The sequence below is a fragment of the Methylobacterium fujisawaense genome (assembly GCF_014138435.1).
In the GTDB taxonomy this organism is placed as follows: domain Bacteria; phylum Pseudomonadota; class Alphaproteobacteria; order Rhizobiales; family Beijerinckiaceae; genus Methylobacterium; species Methylobacterium fujisawaense.
Window position 1 is genome coordinate 672,781 of the sequence record NZ_JACJIM010000003.1, and the last position, 18,027, is coordinate 690,807.

The 18,027-nt window shown below is 64.5% G+C and carries 24 protein-coding genes and 1 pseudogene; 15 read left to right on the forward strand and 10 right to left on the reverse strand.

Annotated features, from left to right (window positions below):
- Positions 1–81 precede the first annotated feature (81 nt).
- The 6 genes from GGQ91_RS12435 (at position 82) to GGQ91_RS12460 (ending at position 3,464) form a co-directional block, all read left to right on the forward strand.
- Positions 82–522: a hypothetical protein gene (locus GGQ91_RS12435; RefSeq protein ID WP_182592082.1), complete on the forward strand. Its 441-nt coding sequence runs from the start codon at positions 82–84 to the stop codon at positions 520–522.
- Positions 519–749, forward strand: coding sequence for a hypothetical protein (locus GGQ91_RS12440; protein WP_182592083.1), 231 nt, complete (start codon positions 519–521; stop codon positions 747–749). The genes GGQ91_RS12435 and GGQ91_RS12440 overlap by 4 nt, the downstream gene beginning before the upstream one ends.
- Positions 746–1,075, forward strand: coding sequence for a hypothetical protein (locus tag GGQ91_RS12445; protein ID WP_182592084.1), 330 nt, complete (start codon positions 746–748; stop codon positions 1,073–1,075). Before GGQ91_RS12440 ends, GGQ91_RS12445 begins: the two co-directional genes overlap by 4 nt.
- Entirely contained in the window at positions 1,072–1,806 is a 735-nt protein-coding gene (locus tag GGQ91_RS12450; RefSeq protein WP_182592085.1) for a hypothetical protein, read from the forward strand. The genes GGQ91_RS12445 and GGQ91_RS12450 overlap by 4 nt, the downstream gene beginning before the upstream one ends.
- Complete coding sequence (locus GGQ91_RS28510) at positions 1,803–2,594, forward strand: Rha family transcriptional regulator (protein WP_182592086.1); 792 nt, start codon at positions 1,803–1,805, stop codon at positions 2,592–2,594. The genes GGQ91_RS12450 and GGQ91_RS28510 overlap by 4 nt, the downstream gene beginning before the upstream one ends.
- Before the next feature lie 294 nt (positions 2,595–2,888).
- Positions 2,889–3,464, forward strand: a complete 576-nt coding sequence (locus GGQ91_RS12460) for a hypothetical protein (protein WP_182592087.1) — start codon at positions 2,889–2,891, stop codon at positions 3,462–3,464.
- Positions 3,465–4,013: 549 nt separating this feature from the next.
- Here GGQ91_RS12460 and GGQ91_RS12465 read toward each other — a convergent pair.
- The 5 genes from GGQ91_RS12465 to GGQ91_RS12485 form a co-directional block, all read right to left on the reverse strand.
- Complete coding sequence (locus GGQ91_RS12465; RefSeq protein ID WP_182592088.1) at positions 4,014–4,886, reverse strand: hypothetical protein; 873 nt, start codon at positions 4,884–4,886, stop codon at positions 4,014–4,016.
- A 321-nt stretch (positions 4,887–5,207) separates the two neighbouring features.
- The gene (locus tag GGQ91_RS12470; RefSeq protein WP_182592089.1) at positions 5,208–5,450 is read right to left on the reverse strand and encodes a hypothetical protein; all 243 of its coding nucleotides are present in this window, start codon (positions 5,448–5,450) and stop codon (positions 5,208–5,210) included.
- 4 nt (positions 5,451–5,454) lie between these two features.
- The gene (locus GGQ91_RS12475) at positions 5,455–6,120 is read right to left on the reverse strand and encodes a hypothetical protein (protein ID WP_182592090.1); all 666 of its coding nucleotides are present in this window, start codon (positions 6,118–6,120) and stop codon (positions 5,455–5,457) included.
- Between the two features lie 268 nt (positions 6,121–6,388).
- Positions 6,389–6,778, reverse strand: coding sequence for a hypothetical protein (locus tag GGQ91_RS12480; protein ID WP_182592091.1), 390 nt, complete (start codon positions 6,776–6,778; stop codon positions 6,389–6,391).
- A complete protein-coding gene (locus GGQ91_RS12485) occupies positions 6,778–6,930 on the reverse strand; it encodes a hypothetical protein (protein ID WP_182592092.1) in 153 nt (50 codons plus the stop codon). The genes GGQ91_RS12480 and GGQ91_RS12485 overlap by 1 nt, the downstream gene beginning before the upstream one ends.
- A gap of 234 nt (positions 6,931–7,164) precedes the next feature.
- On the opposite strand from GGQ91_RS12485, the gene GGQ91_RS12490 reads away from it, so the two are divergent.
- The 7 genes from GGQ91_RS12490 to GGQ91_RS12520 are packed head-to-tail and all read left to right on the forward strand — an operon-like array spanning position 7,165 to position 11,623.
- On the forward strand, positions 7,165–7,851 hold the full coding sequence (locus tag GGQ91_RS12490; RefSeq protein ID WP_182592093.1) for a transglycosylase SLT domain-containing protein: 687 nt from the start codon (positions 7,165–7,167) through the stop codon (positions 7,849–7,851).
- A gap of 17 nt (positions 7,852–7,868) precedes the next feature.
- The gene (locus GGQ91_RS12495; protein WP_182592094.1) at positions 7,869–8,879 is read left to right on the forward strand and encodes a tail fiber protein; all 1,011 of its coding nucleotides are present in this window, start codon (positions 7,869–7,871) and stop codon (positions 8,877–8,879) included.
- A 10-nt stretch (positions 8,880–8,889) separates the two neighbouring features.
- On the forward strand, positions 8,890–9,435 hold the full coding sequence (locus tag GGQ91_RS12500) for a hypothetical protein (RefSeq protein WP_182592095.1): 546 nt from the start codon (positions 8,890–8,892) through the stop codon (positions 9,433–9,435).
- 35 nt (positions 9,436–9,470) lie between these two features.
- Positions 9,471–9,803 carry a septal ring lytic transglycosylase RlpA family protein gene (locus tag GGQ91_RS12505; protein WP_182592096.1) on the forward strand — a complete coding sequence of 111 codons (333 nt, stop codon included), beginning with the start codon at positions 9,471–9,473 and terminating at the stop codon, positions 9,801–9,803.
- 24 nt (positions 9,804–9,827) lie between these two features.
- Positions 9,828–10,667 carry a glycoside hydrolase family 19 protein gene (locus GGQ91_RS12510; protein ID WP_182592097.1) on the forward strand — a complete coding sequence of 280 codons (840 nt, stop codon included), beginning with the start codon at positions 9,828–9,830 and terminating at the stop codon, positions 10,665–10,667.
- Between the two features lie 4 nt (positions 10,668–10,671).
- Positions 10,672–11,217 (forward strand): 3TM-type holin, encoded by a 546-nt coding sequence (locus GGQ91_RS12515; protein ID WP_182592098.1) that lies wholly within the window; start codon positions 10,672–10,674, stop codon positions 11,215–11,217.
- A gap of 49 nt (positions 11,218–11,266) precedes the next feature.
- A complete protein-coding gene (locus GGQ91_RS12520; RefSeq protein WP_182592099.1) occupies positions 11,267–11,623 on the forward strand; it encodes a hypothetical protein in 357 nt (118 codons plus the stop codon).
- 963 nt (positions 11,624–12,586) lie between these two features.
- Here GGQ91_RS12520 and GGQ91_RS12525 read toward each other — a convergent pair.
- Both GGQ91_RS12525 and GGQ91_RS12530 read right to left on the reverse strand, forming a co-directional pair.
- Entirely contained in the window at positions 12,587–13,051 is a 465-nt protein-coding gene (locus tag GGQ91_RS12525) for a hypothetical protein (RefSeq protein ID WP_182592100.1), read from the reverse strand.
- A 48-nt stretch (positions 13,052–13,099) separates the two neighbouring features.
- Positions 13,100–13,924 carry a BstA C-terminal domain-containing protein gene (locus tag GGQ91_RS12530; protein ID WP_182592101.1) on the reverse strand — a complete coding sequence of 275 codons (825 nt, stop codon included), beginning with the start codon at positions 13,922–13,924 and terminating at the stop codon, positions 13,100–13,102.
- A gap of 541 nt (positions 13,925–14,465) precedes the next feature.
- Between GGQ91_RS12530 and GGQ91_RS12535 the strand changes: the two genes are divergently transcribed.
- Positions 14,466–14,729, forward strand: coding sequence for a hypothetical protein (locus tag GGQ91_RS12535; protein ID WP_246410655.1), 264 nt, complete (start codon positions 14,466–14,468; stop codon positions 14,727–14,729).
- Positions 14,730–14,732: 3 nt separating this feature from the next.
- Here the strand turns inward: GGQ91_RS12535 and GGQ91_RS12540 are convergent, their stop codons facing one another.
- The 3 genes from GGQ91_RS12540 to GGQ91_RS12550 all read right to left on the reverse strand — a co-directional run bounded on the left by GGQ91_RS12540 (position 14,733) and on the right by GGQ91_RS12550 (position 15,743).
- Positions 14,733–15,011 (reverse strand): hypothetical protein, encoded by a 279-nt coding sequence (locus GGQ91_RS12540; protein WP_182592103.1) that lies wholly within the window; start codon positions 15,009–15,011, stop codon positions 14,733–14,735.
- A gap of 4 nt (positions 15,012–15,015) precedes the next feature.
- Positions 15,016–15,222: a hypothetical protein gene (locus GGQ91_RS12545; protein WP_182592104.1), complete on the reverse strand. Its 207-nt coding sequence runs from the start codon at positions 15,220–15,222 to the stop codon at positions 15,016–15,018.
- A gap of 260 nt (positions 15,223–15,482) precedes the next feature.
- Complete coding sequence (locus GGQ91_RS12550) at positions 15,483–15,743, reverse strand: hypothetical protein (RefSeq protein WP_182592105.1); 261 nt, start codon at positions 15,741–15,743, stop codon at positions 15,483–15,485.
- Between the two features lie 1,904 nt (positions 15,744–17,647).
- Here GGQ91_RS12550 and GGQ91_RS12555 point away from each other — a divergent pair.
- A pseudogene (locus GGQ91_RS12555) lies at positions 17,648–17,776 on the forward strand (IS3 family transposase); the annotation flags it as partial.
- Positions 17,777–18,027: the final 251 nt, after the last annotated feature.

An 18,027-nucleotide genomic window follows, 5' to 3' on the forward strand; every position in this document is an offset into this window, starting at 1 on the left:
CGACGCCTACAAACGAAGCGGCCCCCGAAGGTGCTCGAACACCCCGGAGGCCATCACCGCCGAACCCCTTGGAGAAGAACGATGGCTGATCACGCCAATAGCACGCCCGCGCCCACCGCACACGGCCCCGTCACCGCCGCGATCCGCGCCGTAGCGTTGGAGCACGACCCCTCGCACACCACCGTGGTCTCGCTGGCCGCCGTACGCGCCCGCCGGATGCCGAGCTTCACCCCGCTCGACTTCAGCTTCCCGCTGTCCGACTCACTCTGGAGCGCGGTCTACCTCCGCACGGTCCGGTTCTCGGTGGAGTTCACGAACCTGTCCGGCCGCGAGGCAGTGAAGCGAGCGGCCCAGGCCCGTGCCGTCGCGCCCGGCGATTACGTCACGCACGCCCTCGGCGAGTTGGCCCTGGCCGTCGATCACTTCGAGGAGCTGGCCGAACTCTGCCGGATCGCCCGTGGCCGCCTGATCGAGGCCGATGCCTGCGCGAAGCAGGCCGAGGGCGGGAGGGGCCGCCAGTGAGACGCGCCGTCACCCGCCGCGCAGACGCGCTCGCCTCGCCGATCGCCTTCCCGCGCAACATGCGCTGCCCGTCCCGCGCCGAAGTTGAGGCGATGGTCGAGGGCCTGATCGATTACCTCGACGCCCTCGACGGCGACGCGGATCTCGAGACTGAGGAGCCGGAGACCGGAGCCCGCGAGTGGTGCGGATCGGGCGCTCACCGCTTCGACGTGGGAGCCGCCGCATGAAGCCCGCTCCTCGCACGCTGCGCTTGGTCAGCGACAACACGTCCCCGGAGACCTGGGACGATCACCCGCAGAACGCCCTCGTGACCTTCACCCTGAGGAAGGCGACGGTGGATGGCTGCATGGATGGCATCCGCAATCTCTTGGATGCCAACCGCAACATGATGCTGGCGCTCGACGCGGCGCGAGCGGGCAACGCGGAGGACGCCGAGAAGCGCATCCGGTTCGCGTTCATGGATCTGGCGTCCGCCAACGCGTTCGCCGCGAAGGTCTACGAGGACGTTCAGCGCACGGCCCGCCGCACCAACCGCCGGGGAGGCCGCGCATGACGACGCGGCGCACTCTCCTCGCGGGCCTCGCCGTACCGGCGGCGGTGGCCATCCATCAGATCCGCGCCTCCGGGGCGACCCATCGGGCCGCGAACCCGCACCCCGACGCGGCGCTGCTTGATCTGGAGCGGCGCTGGCTTCCGGCCAATGCCGCTTACGAGGCAGCCTGCGAAGTGGAAGTGGCCCTGGACGATTACTGCCCGCCCCTCCCGGAGGCTCTTTTTCTGAGGCAAGGCGATCACAATCTCGGCCTCGGCAAATATGCCACCGGCCGGGGAGAGGACGGTGACGACGACCGGCCGCGCTACTGTCACGAGGGCGGCAAGACCGAGCTGCGCGGCTGGCGGCGGCGCCACTGGAAGTGGGAGCAGAGCCCCGGAACCGGTGACGATGGCACGCCGGATGGCACGATGATCGAGCGCCGGGTCCCTTGGCTGGAGGCGCAGGATCGCGCCGACGAGATCGCCGCGGCCTGGGACCGCTGGACGGCCGAGGAGAAAGCGGCGCGCGAGACCAGCGGCTACGCTGCGGCGGCGCGCGAGGCTCGGCGTCTCGGGAAGGTCGTCGGCGAAATCGAGCGCGAGATCGAGGACGCGACGCCCTCAACCCTGGAAGGGCTCGCCGTGAAAGCTCGGCACATCCAGCGGGCGACCGAGCGCGGGGATGAGGTCACGGACGCTGCGGCGCTGATCGTACGCGATATCCTTGTCCTGGCGGGAGGCGTCGCGTGACGGCCCCCGCCCTTGCTTCCTCGCCCGTCGTCGCCGTCATCGACGGTGCGGCGGTCGCCGACAGCCGGGACGTGGCGGCGCTGTTCGAGAAGAACCACCGCGACGTGCTCCGGTCCATCGACGCCCTGCTCTCCTCGGGCGTCGCCCTACCCCCGCGCAGTTTTGCGCAGGGGGGCTACACGAGGCCGGACACCGGGCAACAGCAACACCGTCGCTTCCTGATGGACCGGGACGGCTTCGCCCTGCTCGCGATGGGGTTCACGGGTGCCAGGGCGCTCGCGTTCAAGCTGGCCTACATCGCAGCGTTCAACGCGATGGAGGCCGGGCTACGCGGGTCGGCCCGGATCGACGTTCGCGACCCCAGCCAGCTCGCCCTCATCGCCGGCCAGCTCGTGGAGTTGAACCGCGAACTGACGGCGCGGGCCGAAGCGGCAGAACGGGCTGTGGAGGCGGCGGCGCCGAAGCTCGCCTTCGTCGATCGGTTCGTCGCGGCCGATGGTCTGTACGGGCTCCAGAACGCGGCCCGCGCCCTCGGGCAGCCGCCCAACGGGTTCATCGACCGGCTCAAGCGGGACGTGCTGTTCTACCAGGGCGGCAGCCTCGTTCCGCGCGCGCTGTTTGCCAACCGCGGGCTGTTCATCGTCAAGCCGGTGCTGAACGGCGAGAGGGCGCGCTACCAGACCTTCGTCACCGCGAAGGGGCTTCACTGGCTCGCCGACCGGCTGCGGGCGCCCGCTCTGCCGCCGCCCTCGCCCGGCGACCTGTTCGCCGCGGGGGCCGTGGGATGACGTACGAGGAGTACATCGCCTCTTCGGCCTGGGCGCGGTTGCGCTCAGAAGCCCTGATCCGCGACGGCTTCCGCTGTCGCGGCTGCGGGGCGACCGAACGCTTGGAGGTCCATCACATCCGGTATGGCGACCCGCTGGGTTCCGAGACCGTCGAGGATCTGACGACGCTGTGTGGCGGCCCGGACGGCTGCCACCGCGCCATCACCGAAACCATCCGGCGCCGCCGCTACGCCGCGCGCGCATACCCCGTCACCCCGTCCGCGCGCGTCGCGCCGGGCATCTCCGAGGCTCGCCATGTCGAACGGCTACCAACGCCTGCGCTTCAAGCTCACGTCCGTCAGTCCCCTGGTCATGCACAACGGTCGGTTGGCGAACCCGCTCGACCCGATGGCGAAGGCGCTCAAGGTCGTCTCTGGAAAGCGGGGCAAGACCGACGCTGATTTCGAGGAGTTGGCGCGCATAGAGTTCCTGGGCGGCCTCTACGTCGGCGAGGATGGCCCTTGCATCCCCGGCGAGCTGATCGAGGCAACGTTGATCGCCGCGGCCAAGAAATCGAAGCGGGGGCCGGCCGCGAAGGCCGGGCTGCTTTCGGACGGGAATCACCGGCTCGTCTACGATGGGCCGCGCGCGCCGGACGATCTGTGGAGCGATGAGCGCTTCCGTCTCGTGGCGGGCGTACGGGTCGGACAGGCTCGCGTGATGAGAACACGGCCGATCTTCCGGAATTGGTCGGCAGAGATCTTCGTGGACTTTATGCCTGGTCAACTGAACCCTGCAGAGGTCGCGGAGATGGTTCGGACAGCGGGCGAGGTCGTCGGTCTCGGCGATTGGCGTCCGCGGTTCGGGCGGTTCACGGTGGAGACGCTGTGAGCGCGGCGGGGCCGTAACCCCGCAGGGTCCGGCTAGGCCTGGCTCGGCGTGGCGTGCTCCGGTCCGGAAGGGTCCGGCGCGGTGAGGAAGGGCGGCGGGCTACGGCTCGCCGCTCACTGCCCGCAAATTTCTCCTGGCGAGGCAGGGCACGGCTTGGCAAGGCGCGGCGCGGCACGGCCAGCGCAGGCACGGTAAGGCGGGGTAAGGCACTGGCGGGAGGCGTCATGGCCTCCCGATCTTGTTTGACCCGACGGGCGAAAAGCGCGAAATCGCGAACGTCGCGAGAGCCGCGCTCGATAGTGCGGCTGCTGCGGTTTAGCGTTTTAAACCTGCGATCAGGCCTCTCTCGCTGATGCGTTAGATTAGCTGTGACTGAGCCCGGACCCATGTGGCAGCGATCCGCCGCAGCGCCTTCGGCTTGATCTCGCCGACGGTTGTCTCAATAAGCCACTTGTCTGCAGTAGATTAAAGAACTTTTTCATGGCTGTTGCGATGCGCTATGCATCAGCGATTAAACTTATCATCTAATAATTGCTGTAGAGCGCACGTCTATAAAAGTGAGCGCCCCTCAAGAATGCGTTTGCCAGCATCCGCGAGAGCGGACGTGATATGCTCGCCATGAAAACCACGCATGAATAGGTACATATTTGGTACTGTCGGGGGAGGAAAACCAATCGTTTGATAGAATGTAAGGGCGAAATCGTCGCACGCAGACAGCGTGGCCTGAACAATCATATTCAGTACAGCCGACAAGCTTGCTAGCTGATTTTGACCCACCTCATCGGCGTGCCATATATCCAGATCCTTGAATGGTCCGAATTTTTTTTCGATTAGAAATTCTTTCTCGTCCCAAAATATGATCTGCATATGATATCCGCGGTGAATGATGTTGTCTCTAAAATCTCTAATCCTTTGGAAAACTGCGCTATTGCGCACATAACATTGGGCAATTGGCGGAGGCAGTCGAAATTTCCCTTCTATTTCCTCAGCGGTTCTTCTATTATTCGCGTGCAAGGTTATGTCGGAAAATGTCAGAGGAAGATTTTTCTTTTTCACTGCCTCAGTTGCAAGTTTGACATTTGACCAAAATTTGGAAATTATTTCTTGCAGCAAATCAAAAATGCTTCGGCAGGTTGTAAGTAAGTATTCCACTTCAGTCGCCGCAAGTCGCGGCGAGCCATCATGACTGCTGCTCGTGCGGTGAATGAGTGATATCTTATTAAGTGATGCGGCTATATTGAGATAATCATCCTGTATCGCCTTGAAACTACGCATGACGCTGTTGTGGTTCGCTGACTGCGCGATAAAATTGAAAAAAAGGAATGCATGATCGTGTTCGCTCGCCGGTTCGGCGGACCAATAGAAAGCTTCGGCTGGCCATGCATGCACTTCTACGAATTGTTCGCTATCGGCTGTCTGCAACCACGTTCTCCAGTCCCCGTCGTAAAATGTAAGAGAACTCACAAATCGTCCGCCTAAACTCTGATGGTTCAGATAAGGTATTTCATACAACTTACATATCTGACCCGGTGACATGTTTAGGCCTCAAAACACTTCGCGGAAGCTACAAGTCTAACGAGGAACCTTAAAAATTTCGAGGCCGTAGCCCGGCTGATGTTCGACCGCCGGGCGTTTCCGGATCTTCGGGCGCTGGCGCAATCAAAGCCGGGTAGCCGGAATGCTGAGCTATTCTCGTCTCGGCTGCTGTCTCTGGCGAACGGGGGTGCTGGAGAATTGCGGCAGTCAGCGGCGCGATAAAGGCTTCATGCGTCCCCGCGCGTCGCGGGGCCAGAAGCCGAAAAGTGCGCACGCCAGCAAGACCGCGATCAGGATCGCAATATGACCGCTGTGGCCGATCGCTTCATCTCGCCACGCGTCGAAGCCTGGGATTGTCGCGTGCAGCCCGGCCCCCAGTACCGCCCGCACGGCGAGCATGATCCCGGCGAACAGGACCAAGCACAGGACGATGATGGGCCAGCGGCGCATGGCTTCACTCCTCAACCGCGCGTGGCGGTATGATGAAGCTGGGCTCTTCGTCGTCTCGCCCACCCTCACCGCGGAAGGCAAACCCAGCGCTTGAGAGCGCTTCACGAATAATGCCGGCAGGATCAGATCTTAAAACGAAAGGTCCTGCGGGCGTTGGGCCGCTGACGAAAGTATCTAATCGCAACGTGCTCTCCAGACCGATAGATCTGAAAAACTCGACAAACTGGCTCGCAAAGTAGGTCGCTTCCGGACTGCCTTCCGAAATGACATCAATTTGCTTGTAATCTCGGCGCTTTCCCAACACCTGCTGCAGGGCGCGCTTTTCCTCGTCTGTCAGTCGTCGAGGCGCCAGGCGGGCTTCGAGCTTGGCTCGTGCGAGATCAGCTTCGCTCGCGCGCTGGTTGGCTTTAGCCGCAACTTCGTTGGCGAGCCCAGCTCGCTCGTCCGCGCGTGCAGCATCTGCTCGCGCTGTTTCCGCAGCAGCGTTGGCAGTGGCCGTCTTTGCCTCGTTTGCGGCGATCCGTTCGTCGCTGTACCGTTCCTTCACAGAGCCCATCCAAATGACGCCGAGCGTTCCTATCAGGACGGCGGCGGCTCCGAGGCTGAGCACAACGTTCGAGACGTCAAAGAGAAGGCTGGCGAGGGGCGAGGAGATGGTCGGCATGGACATCTTCAACCTCATCAGCATCTCCCTCGTGACGCTGCTGGGTTTGGCCGCGGTAGCGACTTCGGTGGCAGTTTGCCTCCAGTCCTGGCGCAAATGGAAGCACAGCCGCTAGAGGCCCGTCCCGACGTTTCATGCCGCGACGGGTTGGCTTTTCGGCCATTTACGCAGATCATTCAGTCATCCATCGGTAGCTTCGCACCTCCGAGGATGACGGGGCCGGGCCGCTTTCACAAGCACCCGGCCCTCGTCGTTGGGGAATGTGTCGAACCGCCTACCGCCCTATCCGCTTCAGGGTCCCTTGGAACTCGCACGAGGCGCCGTGCCAGAGCGTGCAGCCGTCCTCATCCAGATCGACGGAGCGGAAGCCGGCAGCGTAGCGGGCGGTGATCCGGCAGACCTGGCCGTCCTCGGCCTTGCTGAACACGATCGTGGATGGGCCGACGGCGCGGCCTTTCATCTTCACGCCGCCGCCGCACCCGCGGTTCGTCGCCGTCGAGAAGTCGCCGATGTAGCCGCCGCCCGCGGCCTTAACCGTGACGCCCTGCTCGTAGCCGTCCGCCTTGTGCTCGAAGGTGCCGGCCGCCCGCGACCCCGGTCCGGCGGCCTGGGCGGCGGTGGAGATGAGCAGCGCCAGCGCCGCCAGAGATGATCGACGCAACATCAATTCGCTCCTTCGGGGTCTTCGCGGTGGCGCAGGTAGCCATGTCCGACGAGCCAGTCGCGCAGAACGTAGCGGACGGCGTCCGGGCGTGACGTGAGCGGCGCCCCGTCTGCCGAGGCCGCCAGCATGGCAGCGTCGAGCGCGTCGATCATGTCCGCCGGCATCCGCACGTTCACGGCTGCGGTCTCGGTCCTGGGGCGGCCCCGCGGCCGCTTCGCCTGTCTCTCGACCATCGCGAATTTATAGCGCCAAAAAATAGCGCCCACAATCAGAAGTCTTGACCCGACGGGCGAACCGTCGGAAATGTCCACTGTCGCGAGCGCTGTGCGCCCGACCCCTAGGCCCGCCACCGTGCGGGCCTTTTGCGTTTCAGGACGCTCCCGCACATGCCGATGTCACCAGAAGTCGCCGCCGCGATCCAGGCGGCGGCGGAGCGCAGCGGCCTGAACTGGTCGCGGCCGAACTATCTGCCGCGCATCGCCCAGATCGAGTCCAGCGGGAATCCGAACGCCAAGCACAGCGGGAGCGGAGCGGCCGGGCTGTTTCAGTTCGTACCGAGGACCGCGAAGGCGTTCGGCTTGAGCAACCCGTACGACCCGGTTGAAGCTTCGAACGCGGCGGCGCGCCTGACGCAGTCGAACGAGAGGACGCTGGGCAAGGCGCTCGGGCGGTCCCCGACCGATGGAGAGATGTACCTCGCCCATCAGCAGGGCGCGGTCGGCGCCTCGAAGATCCTGGCGAACCCAGGGTCAACCATGGGGGCTCTGGGGCTTGGCGACGCGGCTACCGGCAACGGCGGCTCCCCCAACATGCTCGCCCGGGACTTCGCCTCGAAGTGGGTCGGGAAGGTCGACAACACCCCCGTCGCGCCGGCTCCAACCGCGCCGGTCGGTCCGCCGATGGCGCTGCCGGGTGCATCACCGGCGGCCGCAAGCTTCGATCTCAACGGGCCGTCTCAGGGCGGTCCGACGTCGGTCACCGGCCTGCCGAATGGCGGGCAGGGCCCGGCCGATACCGGGCTGGGTCTGACCGGAATCCTGCCGCGCCTCGCCTTCGGGTTCTCACCGCTCTAGCCGATCAGGATCAACCGATGGTTCCCCATCACTGGCGGCGCGCGCCTGCCGACAACGGGTTCTCGGACCCGAACGCGGACGTGCGCCCAGGCCGCTTCGCCAACACAGTCCTCGGAGCGATCCGGGGGCTCATGGCGACCGGCGCGGCCGCGCGTGATGACGCGCTCGGCGGCCTCGTCGCGACCCTCGGGGCGAGCAACGTCTATTCCGTGGCCTCGAATGAAGGCCTGGTCGACATCACCACCGGCATCAACGGGATCCCGCCGGCGATCACCGCGCCGTTCCTGTTGCGGCTCTCCTTCGACACCGCGCTCTCGGGCTCCGCGGCGAACGTCCCGCATCTGAAGGTCGATGGGTTCGACTGCGGGCCGATCCTGCGCCGCGACGGAACCGCGCTCGTCGACGGCGATCTCCCGCTCGGTGCGCCCGTCTTGGTTCGCGGCGACTTCGCGGCCGGCACCGACACGAAGGTCACGCGGGTGCGCGTGCTCGACCTGCAGCCGTCCGATCTCGCCGCACTGATGGCCAGCGGCTTCCCGATCGGCGGCGTGCTGCCGTTCACCGGCTCGAACACGCCGACCGGCTTCCTTGTGGCAAACGGGGCGGTGTTGCCCCGGGCGAGCTATCCGAAGCTCTGGGCTCACGCACAGGCTTCAGGCTTGGCCGCATCCGACGCAGACTGGCTCGGGAATGCCGGCCTCTACCAGGGCTTCTACTCGCAGGGCGATGGGGCGACGACATTCCGCCTGCCTGCGCTCAATGGCGTCTTCCTGCGTGGGCTCGACAGCGGACGCGGGCTCGACAGCGGTCGCGGCATGGGCACGCTGCAGGGCGACCTCTTCCGCGCGCACAACCACACCATGGCAAACGGCGGCGCGCCGATCACGCTCTATGGCGGCCCGAACACGGTCTACCTGTCCGTCGGGAATCCGAACAACGGCTACTACGCCGACAGCATCGCGCCGGCGGGTGGCGCCGAGACGCGCCCCATCAACGTCGCCTACCCCTTCCTGATCCGGGCCTACTGAGGAGCGTCCCGTGACCGATCTCACGCGCTACGCCTACGATGCGCGCTCAGGCGCCTATGTCGGCGAGGTCGAGGCGCACGACGACCCGATGAACCCCGGCAGCTATCTCGAGCCCGCGTTCTCGACGACGGTCGCGCCGGGAGCGGCGCCAGCCGGACAGGTGGCGGTGTTCGCGGCCGGGGCATGGGCCTTCGTCGCGGATCACCGTGGCGAGACCTGGTTCAAGAGTGCGGAGCCCGTGCTGGTCGACTTTCTCGGGGATCCGGCGGCGCAGGACCTGACCGCGGAGCCGGTGCTGCCGCCCGCGCCACCGCCGTCCTCGTGCTCGAAGCTGGGGCTCAAGCGCGCCTTCACCGAGAGGGGCCTCTGGCCGACGGTGCGGGCGATGCTCGCCTCCGATGCCGACATGCAGGAGGACTGGGATCTGGCGGTCGAGCTCCGGATCACGGACCCGATCGTGAAGAAGGCAGTGGCCGGCCTCGCGCAGCTCGGGATCCCGCTCTCGGATGCTGACGTCCAGAACCTCGTGACCCGCGCGAACGAGCTGGTCGCCTAAGCTCCCCTCCTAAGCTCCCCCCTCAAGGAATCCCGATGCCCCTGCGCTTTTCGGCGCGGGCCGCGCTCGCGTGCCTCGCGCTCGCGGGATCGGTGCCGCGCGCTTTGGCCGAGACTGCCTCCTGGTACGGCTCCGGTCACCGCACGGCGAACGGTGAGCGGTTCGCGCCCGACGGCCTGACCGCGGCACACCGCACCCTCCCCTTCGGCACCCGGGTGCGCGTGACCTACGGCGCTCGCTCGGTGGTCGTGCGGATCAACGACCGCGGCCCGTTCATCGCCGGCCGGGCGATCGATCTCTCGCGCGGGGCGGCCCGGGCCATCGGCCTGTCGGGCGTCGGCCGCGTCCACCTCGCCATCCTGGGCTGAACCCTCGACGATCCGGAGACCGCCATGGCCACGTCCACCGACGGGGGCGCCTTCGCGCGCCTGGACCGCACCAAGTTCTTCGCCGCGCTGAAGCCGATGTTCGGCTCGTACACGCAGGCGCAGGTCGACGGGCTCAATCACCTGCTCGACGTGTTCCTGACTTATGCGCTCGTCCTCGACCGGCGCCTGCTCGCCTACATCATCGCCACCTCGTTCCACGAGACAGGCCGCCGGATGCAGCCGGTCCGCGAGGGGTTCGCGACCACGGATGCCGGCGCCCGCGCGGCGGTGGCGAAGCTGTTCGCCCGCGGCGCGATCAGCCGGAACTACGCGCTGCCGAACGCCCGCGGCCTCAGCTTCTACGGCCGCGGCGACGTGCAGCTCACCTTCGAGGACAACTATCGCCGGATGGGCGTGCTGCTCGGCGTGCCGCTGGCGGACGATCCGGATCTCGCGCTCGACCCGACCATCTCGAAACGGATTCTCGTCGAGGGTGTGACCCGGGGCGTGTCCCAGAAGGGCGACTTCACCGGCAAGGCCCTTGAGGACTACATCCACGGCGACGTCTGCGATTACGTCGGCGCCCGCCGGACCGTGAACGGCACGGACAAGGCCGAGCTGATCGCCGGCTACGCGCGGAAGGCCGAGGCGGCACTGATCGCCGCCGGCATGCCGCTGGTCGGCGTCCGGATGCCCGACGCGCTGGGCAAGCCCGCGCCCGTCGCCACCCAGCCCGCGACGCCGGCCTCGTACGCGCCGGCCGCCTCGGTCGCGCCCGCCCCGGCTCCGGCGCTCTCCCCCTCCCGCAACCTGTTCCAGCGCGTCGCCGACCGGCTGCGCGCGGCCTACCCCGTGAAAGGCTGAAGCCATGTCGAGCGGCCTCGGAAGCTTCATCGGCAGCATCGTCGGCGGTGCCGTCACCGGCGGCATGGGCCCCGCGATCGGCGAGGGCATCAAGATCGCCCTCCCCCCCGCGGCCGAAGCGGCGAAGACCCTGGTGGAGCGTCTCGTCCCGGATCCCGCGGCGAAAGCCGCGGCGCAGCTCGCGCTCGAGGAGGCGCTCACCGCGCGCGACACGACCGCCACCAACGCGGCAATGGAGATCGCCAAGGCGCAAGCGACGGTGAACCTCGCCGAGGCGCAGGGGAACGACCGCTATAGCGCCCGGTGGCGGCCGACCGCCGGCTGGGTCTGCGTCGCCGGCCTCGCCTATGCCTTCGTGCTCGGCCCGATCCTGACCTGGCTGACGGGCATCATCGGCGCGGCGATCGGCGCCGCCCTGCCGGCCGCGCCTCTGATCGAGGTCGGCCAGCTCATGGTCCTGCTCACCGGCATGCTCGGCCTCGGTGTCCAGCGCACCCTTGAGCGGACGCAGGGCGTTCCCGGCGCGATGCCGGGCGGCACAAAGGCCTGACCCCTCATCCTACCCTTACCCCCTCAAGGGGCCGCGAAAGACCGCCGCCATGGACACATCCTTCCTGTCGCCCGGGCCGATCACCTGGGCGCAGCTCATCGCGCTCGCGCTGTTCCTGTTCTCGGTCGGCAAGGGCGTCGACTGGATCGTCGGGAAGCTGCGCACCGGCACGAAGGAGGCGGTCTCGCCGCTCACGATCGACATGGCCGCGGCCAAGATCGAGATCCGGGCGCTCGACGAGAAGCTGAATGCCTTCAAGATCGAGGTGGCCCGGACCTACGTAACCGGCGATGTCATCACCCGTCTGGAGCGGCGTATCGACGACATGGTCACTTCGGTGCGTGGCGAGATGAAGGAGACGCGCGAGGCGATGCTGAAGGCCTTCATGCACCGGCCGCTCGACTGACTGGCCGTTGACATCCGTCAACACCCTAGGCGCCCTGGCTTCGGCCGGAGCGCTTTTTGTCGGTTCAGGACGCCAGGATCACGCTCTGATGCTCTGATGACGTTCAGCAGCTCCTACGCCTAAAGCATTGAAGACTGAAATATTTTGCCAATCCAACACGATGCATAATTAATTATCATCTTAATTCTCAGAAACCTTTGGCAGCGGAGTGGATTTCAATTAAAGGTACAGTGTTCATGTCTCGTCCGTCTTTCTTCATGTCCTTTATCCACTCTGCGACTCCGTCGCAGATGTCGTTACAAAAAATATCAACCTGAATTTGAAGAACTACAACATCACCGTCTGTCGCCCTGTTGCAGTGCAGTGAAATTCCCGGAACCGGGTAAACTATGTGAAATCTGCTTATTGTCTCTCGCACCCGCTGATTAGTGATGTCGCTCGACGCCTCGTGAATGTAAGCGCATCGCAAGCAGTAACAGTCGGTGCCTGACAGAAACACTATTGTTGCCTCAAATGTTGGCGCTTTGCCAAAGTATTCGTCTATGCGGCCTTCTTCTTGCATTCGCTGTCTGTATCCAAATGGATCTGCCGCATGCTCCTCATTGTAATACATTTTTTTTGTGGTGTATCTAGGCTCAACCCACTTGGAGAACCAAGCCACATATTCCCGCCACGTAGCTTTGCGCCCGTTCTCTACGGAAACACACATGTCTGGAAGGGCTAAGGCAAGAGTTAGAGCTCCATACCAATTCTGTTGTTGCAATGAATTTCGAACCGAGGCCACAAACCGATCCAAACTAATTCTCCGTAATCAAGCTATAAGGCTGCAGGACAGTGGTGCCCGCCCCGTGAGCAGATCGGGGCGGGGCCGAGCGGAAGAGGGTCGCTCCGAAGCTATGACCAAGGCGCAGCCGCCTTATCAGCAAGCCAGACATCGCGCTTCTTGACTTTCAGCATCAGGCACTAATCGTCACTGATCAAGGAAGTTTGAATTTCTGCCCAATTGCGAAATAGTTTGGCCGCATACATTGAAAGAACAAATGCGCCTAAAGAGGCAGCAAGGCTCGCCATATTGTCATAGACAAAGAGTGTTCCAGCGCGGTATTCTTTTACATATGAGCCAATGCCGACATAAAATTTCAGATAAGGTCCAATGGCCCCGGCAACAACAGAAGCAACCGCCAGGTTATTCCAGAACGTTGCTCTAATCTTTCGAAGCTCATTATTTGAATTTTTTGCCACATTAGTCCCTTTTCGAATTTCGGTGAGATATATAAATATTGCCGCCCGAAAGATGCGCAGAGGCGATTTCGCAAGCGCCAATCTTTGATCGGCCACTCGCAACTGCTGCGATCTCTGCGAGAAAGCTGAACAGATCGCGGGGGGGGAGCCAATCGCCGTGGCTAGATTGGATGAGCCGGAGTCCATCAGGATAGCGCCCGACTCCCTATCAGGTGCGCTGGGCGACAGAGGTCGCTATGCTTGGCGCATCTTCTTCGGGATCGGCCGCGGCGGCAGCTTCTTGAACGGGGCCGCGATCGTCGCCGTGGCGCCCTTGGCGATCAGCCGCGGCAGGAACTCCAACGCCTTGCTGTCCCGGCCCGAAAAGTAGGCCTCCGCGCGCTGCGGCAGCCACACCGTCCAGTAGTGCCGCCGGAACTCCTTCAGCATGTCGTCGGGATAGGCCTTCGCCATGACGACCCGGCCGTCCTCGAAGTGGTGCGGGTAGGTGGGCATCGAATCGGTGTCGATGTCCCACTCGTCCCGGAGCCACTTGCAGAAGATCCGGCCTTGCGAGATGTCCGGTAGCATGCCCTCGGGCAGGCTGTAGCCCATGGCTTCCATCGGGGCGATGAGCAGGGTCGTCATCTCGATCAGGATTGAGAAGTGCCCGGCGGGAACGTGACCGTGGTTCGCCATGTGGCGGCGCAGGTGGTACGGAATGACCGACCGCGGCTTATTTCGCCCGTTCGCCCATTCGCGGACCCAGCGGGAGACCTGAACAGCGAACTCCGGCGAGCACCACTGGCCCAGGTGGATGGCAATATCGGGGTGGACCCACGTTCCCTGCTGCTGCGGGTCGCCGCCCCTAACCGATTGAATCAAATCCGTTATGGGGATTCCCATATCGCTCGACAGCGCCGCCAGGAACGCCCGAGTGTTCAGCAAGCGGACGTAGTCGGCGAAGAGTTTTCCGGTCGCCTGGCACATCGCCGTCGCGTTGATGTAGCCGTCGCTCGGCCGCTGGCAGACAAGGCCGCCAGCCGTTTGGTGGGGGATGAGATCGAAATGCTGCTGCACGGTGACAGCTCCTTAACCGCGTGTTGATGACACCGGCCAAGGGTCTGGACTCATCCTCCGGATCAGCGCTTAGATCCGGTTGCCCGAGGTGGTCCAGGTCCCTTGACCGGCCTCTCAACGGAAGGCCGTTCCGACTCATGTCGGGGCGGCCTTTCTCGTTTCGAGACACCCAGTAGGCACGCGGGTCGCCTGCAAGTCGACGCGTGGGCCGGACTTATGCCCCGATATTCACAGCTGGCTTCGCATCCACAGGTTGCCCAAAACAGCCCCTCCACAGGGCAGCAATGCCGATAACACTTGATCTGAACGAGGCTCGCCGAGCTCATCGGGCCGTCGAGGTTGATGGGCTAAATCGCGATCTTAACGAGCGACATCATCTCGATGGCGAAGCGCACCTGGGCGCCGTACTGAAGCGGCCATGTCAGCCAGCCTCGCTCCTGCCGACCTCTCGCCGACCGTCGCCTCCTGGCGCGACCAGATCGAGCGCCTGTCTGAGCACGCCTCTCCGTGCCGATATCTGACCCCGACGCGATGGGCGGCGATGCGAGCGAACGCGCTTGCCTTCCTCGACCAGCACGGCGCCGAGGCGCACCGGCTGGGCTGGACGGCCGCGCTGCTCTTCGGCGTTCACCCGGAGCACGGCTTCCTGCGGGTCGAGTATGCCGGCGCCCTGATGGTCAACGACAGCAAAGTCGTCGGCGTCGAGCCGGACCGGATCGTGTTTGATCGCTTCTCCGGCTACCGGATGAAGCCGGGTCAGAACTGGGGACCGCCGGTCTGGGAGTTCGCGGCGAAGGGGCGCTGACCTTTACGCCAGCGGTCGCCCGGTCCGCGCGCTCCAGGCCTTCGCTCGGTCCCACGCGGCGGCGAGCGCCTCGATCGCTTCGTCCCGGGTCGCGGCCTCGCCGTTCAGCGGCCGGACGCCCGTCGCTTCGTGCCCGCGCTGGCAGCCCGTACAGGTCCAAGTCCACGAGCTGTTTTGCGGCCCCCCGTCGATCCGCTTGATGCGCCCGACGTGCTGACCCGCTTCCTCGGCGACGAAATCGTGGTGCGTGTCGGGGAAGGTGCGGCGCCAAACGAAGGTCATGTTGCTACGCCAAGGCGGCCATCAGCAGGCATTCGCGAGCCGTCTCCAGCCGCTCCTCGTCCGATCGATCAAGCAGGTCGGCGGCGATCTTCTCAACGATCTGTCGTGTGACTGCTTCGTCCAGACCTAGCCCGCGCGCGAATCCGTCAACGCGGCGCATCATGTACTGGATCGCGGCTTGCTGGCGTAGAGGAGCGGGACCCTCGGTCATCTCATCACCCCAAGAACTCTCGCAGCAACAGCAGAGCGACGCCGACAGCGACCAGTGAGTACATAACGAACCGGAAAGTGCGGTCTCTGGGCATGGCGTAGGCCTATCGACCTTCAACGAACATGAGCAGCAGCGCCCTGACGAGCATCAGGCTTCCGAAGATCCCAATCGCGAAGCCATTGTGCATGCCGAGTAACCGAGGATAGGTTCTGAGAGCTATATGGTGGCGAAGAAGATTCACCCGGGTGCCGTCTGCGGTGTCATCCCTTGATCGGATTGGCCAGCAGGATCGCGGTCCGAACCATGTTGCGCTTCCAGGCCGGCTTGTCGGTGGTGAGCGCCTCGGCCGCGCGGGTGTTGGTGCGGAGCGTCTCGACGAGGTCGAGCGTCCATCCCTTCGCGAGCGGGTAGGCCTCGGTTGCCAGATCCGCGAGCACCGCATCGACCGCGGCGTCGACCTCTTGGTCGGTGACCTCGGCGGCCTTGCGCAACTCGGAGACGGTTGCGGGATCCTTGGCCATGGCCGAGGGGCAGCGCGGGCCCGCTCGGGTGTCGAGGTGGCAACAAATGGTTTGACAATCCGACACCTAAACCATTGGTACTGGTGGTGTGGTTTGCCGCGATTTCAGCAGCTAAGCGCTTGAGCTGAAACACATAAGCCGGGCATCATAATCCTTGTGTCGGGGGTTCAAATCCCTCCCTCGCTACCACTGATTTTATTGAGCTTTTCGGCGCCACGGACGATTCGACCGGTAAACTCGTACCGGGTTGGTACCGATGTCGCCTGTGTGCATGGACCGCTTCAGGTCCATTGCTCTAAAATGGCGCTTTCGTTCTTTCAGCTCAAGCGATCAACGACCGGCAATCGCGCCGATGGTGGTGGCACGTCGGCCACCGGTCCTGCGCCAGCAAGGGAGTCGCATCGGCATCTTTTTGTAGTTGCATCTTCCAAGCTGGAACGAGGGTTCGACTTCCTCCGTCTCCGCCAGCATGACTCGACATCATCTAAGTCGCTGCGTTTGCTGGATTTTGCGAAAGTTAGATTCGCGGTTTGACCCCGATTTGTCCCCCCGCGGCGGCACCGGCTCCAGCTTCTGAAGGTACACCGGTCTCGCGCCGCCAAGCGCCGCGACACAGCTGATAGGCTCGAAATGAAGGAACAGTGGTTCCTTCAACCCGGCCTGAGCCAGGCGGCCGGAAGGAACCGTGCGGCGTGACCGGCAACGGCGACGATCTGCGCCGTCGCACCTGGAAGGTGTCGCCATCGACGACGGGTCCTGTAGGCGGCATCCTCCTCCCATCGAAAGGACGGAGGGGAGAGGCATCCGATCGCAAGTCGGCGGACGTCCTATCGTCGCCTCCCACCGCCTCTCCGGAAGCGTGCTCCCGCGTCACTTGCATCAGAGCTCGCCGAGGCGGGGGCAGTGGCTCATCATCGGCACCTGCGGAGAACGACGGAAATCGGGTGACGGGCACCTCGAGGGAGATGACCTTCCCTCTTCCTTGCGGAACTGTTCCTCAAGTTACGAAATGGACATCGCCTCGAAGCAAGCCGCGCATGCGGCGCCTGGCCAGTATAATGGCTTCGCGCTTCAGCCGGTGCGCTTCTGCCATCACCTTCTGACGGCTCCGCCGGGAGCGCTCGTCCCGCTCGAGCACCTGGACGATGTCGCCGTTCCCTAGCCGGACGGCTCCGTCCTGCTTAAGCAATGCAAGAGCGCGCCCAGGCAGAATCCGGTGCCCGACAGGACGGCCGATCTCTGGAAGACCTTCGCATTGGCTTGAAGGGTGCCGGCGCGGCAGCATCGACGTCTTGAAGGCGCGGTTCAGCCTCTACGTGGTGCCGACGCGGCCAGGAAAGTTGGTCCAGGCGCTTCACGAAGCCCGCAGCAAAGACGAGGTGGTCTCGGTCGACGCGAAGGTCAGAAGACTGGTCTAGAATACCGCGACATCCGCCGCGTGCGCATCGCATCTGAAAAGATATCTAGCCGCGGACAAGGACCTTCGAGCATGCGTGATTGCTCGGTTCCGTCTGGAGAACGGCGACCACCCTCCCGTTTCGCCTTTGCTGAAACTCATCGAGGTGACGGTTCCGCCGGAACTCGCGTTGGCCATAGCCAGGAGCGCCATCGGCATCGCGAAGGAATGGGCCGACGAATTGATCCGCGCAGGCAGGCCGGCGATCATCGAAGGAGATGCCTACAAGCGGCAGTTCCGTTCCTTCATCCAAAGGCACAACCTGCCGGACCTTCTGGTCTCCCTGGCTCCCAAGCCCGTGCCGGGCGACATCGAAGCCCTGTTGGCCGTCCGGCCTACGTTCGTCCGCCAGCTCGAGATCATCGAGGCGGGGCTGGACGAAACGTCCTGCGCGGTGAGCGACTACCTGCGAACGTCGGCGGACAAGACGATGTGGGCGGAGCAAGGCCTCCTCTATGTCCTGGAGCAGGCCAGGCACGAGCGCCGCCCCTCCGCTGGTAGTGGCCTCGTCTGCCACTCCGACCGCGGCTCGCACTACGTCAGCATCCGCTACACTGAGCGCCTTACTGAGGCCGGCGACCGAGATGGACGTGAAGCCGAACGTCCGGTTCTGCGCGCGATGGCGATTTGGCATGACGTAGTCTGGCCGATAGCGGCTGGTCCGCTCCGGAGGAGACACGCCGCAATAGCAGACCCGATCTATCCGGCCGTAAGCCGGATCCCGAACGCCGCCCCCGTCGTGGCTGGCCGGTTCACGGGGCCGGGTTCGCCCCGGGCCCGGCGCAAGTGAAGCATGGGCCGCCGCGCATAGGCCGCTACGACTCGCAG

Bases quoted from the DNA above. Each gene is read 5' to 3' on its own strand.
- GGQ91_RS12435 (WP_182592082.1), top strand. From the start codon at position 82: ATGGCTGATCACGCCAATAGCACGCCCGCGCCCACCGCACACGGCCCC.
- GGQ91_RS12445 (WP_182592084.1), top strand. From the start codon at position 746: ATGAAGCCCGCTCCTCGCACGCTGCGCTTGGTCAGCGACAACACGTCC.
- GGQ91_RS12450 (WP_182592085.1), top strand. From the start codon at position 1,072: ATGACGACGCGGCGCACTCTCCTCGCGGGCCTCGCCGTACCGGCGGCG.
- GGQ91_RS12460 (WP_182592087.1), top strand. From the start codon at position 2,889: ATGTCGAACGGCTACCAACGCCTGCGCTTCAAGCTCACGTCCGTCAGT.
- GGQ91_RS12470 (WP_182592089.1), bottom strand. From the start codon at position 5,450: ATGCGCCGCTGGCCCATCATCGTCCTGTGCTTGGTCCTGTTCGCCGGG.
- GGQ91_RS12475 (WP_182592090.1), bottom strand. From the start codon at position 6,120: ATGTCCATGCCGACCATCTCCTCGCCCCTCGCCAGCCTTCTCTTTGAC.
- GGQ91_RS12480 (WP_182592091.1), bottom strand. From the start codon at position 6,778: ATGTTGCGTCGATCATCTCTGGCGGCGCTGGCGCTGCTCATCTCCACC.
- GGQ91_RS12485 (WP_182592092.1), bottom strand. From the start codon at position 6,930: ATGATCGACGCGCTCGACGCTGCCATGCTGGCGGCCTCGGCAGACGGG.
- GGQ91_RS12490 (WP_182592093.1), top strand. From the start codon at position 7,165: ATGCCGATGTCACCAGAAGTCGCCGCCGCGATCCAGGCGGCGGCGGAG.
- GGQ91_RS12495 (WP_182592094.1), top strand. From the start codon at position 7,869: ATGGTTCCCCATCACTGGCGGCGCGCGCCTGCCGACAACGGGTTCTCG.
- GGQ91_RS12505 (WP_182592096.1), top strand. From the start codon at position 9,471: ATGCCCCTGCGCTTTTCGGCGCGGGCCGCGCTCGCGTGCCTCGCGCTC.
- GGQ91_RS12510 (WP_182592097.1), top strand. From the start codon at position 9,828: ATGGCCACGTCCACCGACGGGGGCGCCTTCGCGCGCCTGGACCGCACC.
- GGQ91_RS12515 (WP_182592098.1), top strand. From the start codon at position 10,672: ATGTCGAGCGGCCTCGGAAGCTTCATCGGCAGCATCGTCGGCGGTGCC.
- GGQ91_RS12520 (WP_182592099.1), top strand. From the start codon at position 11,267: ATGGACACATCCTTCCTGTCGCCCGGGCCGATCACCTGGGCGCAGCTC.
- GGQ91_RS12525 (WP_182592100.1), bottom strand. From the start codon at position 13,051: ATGGACTCCGGCTCATCCAATCTAGCCACGGCGATTGGCTCCCCCCCC.
- GGQ91_RS12535 (WP_246410655.1), top strand. From the start codon at position 14,466: ATGCGAGCGAACGCGCTTGCCTTCCTCGACCAGCACGGCGCCGAGGCG.
- GGQ91_RS12540 (WP_182592103.1), bottom strand. From the start codon at position 15,011: ATGACCTTCGTTTGGCGCCGCACCTTCCCCGACACGCACCACGATTTC.
- GGQ91_RS12545 (WP_182592104.1), bottom strand. From the start codon at position 15,222: ATGACCGAGGGTCCCGCTCCTCTACGCCAGCAAGCCGCGATCCAGTAC.
- GGQ91_RS12550 (WP_182592105.1), bottom strand. From the start codon at position 15,743: ATGGCCAAGGATCCCGCAACCGTCTCCGAGTTGCGCAAGGCCGCCGAG.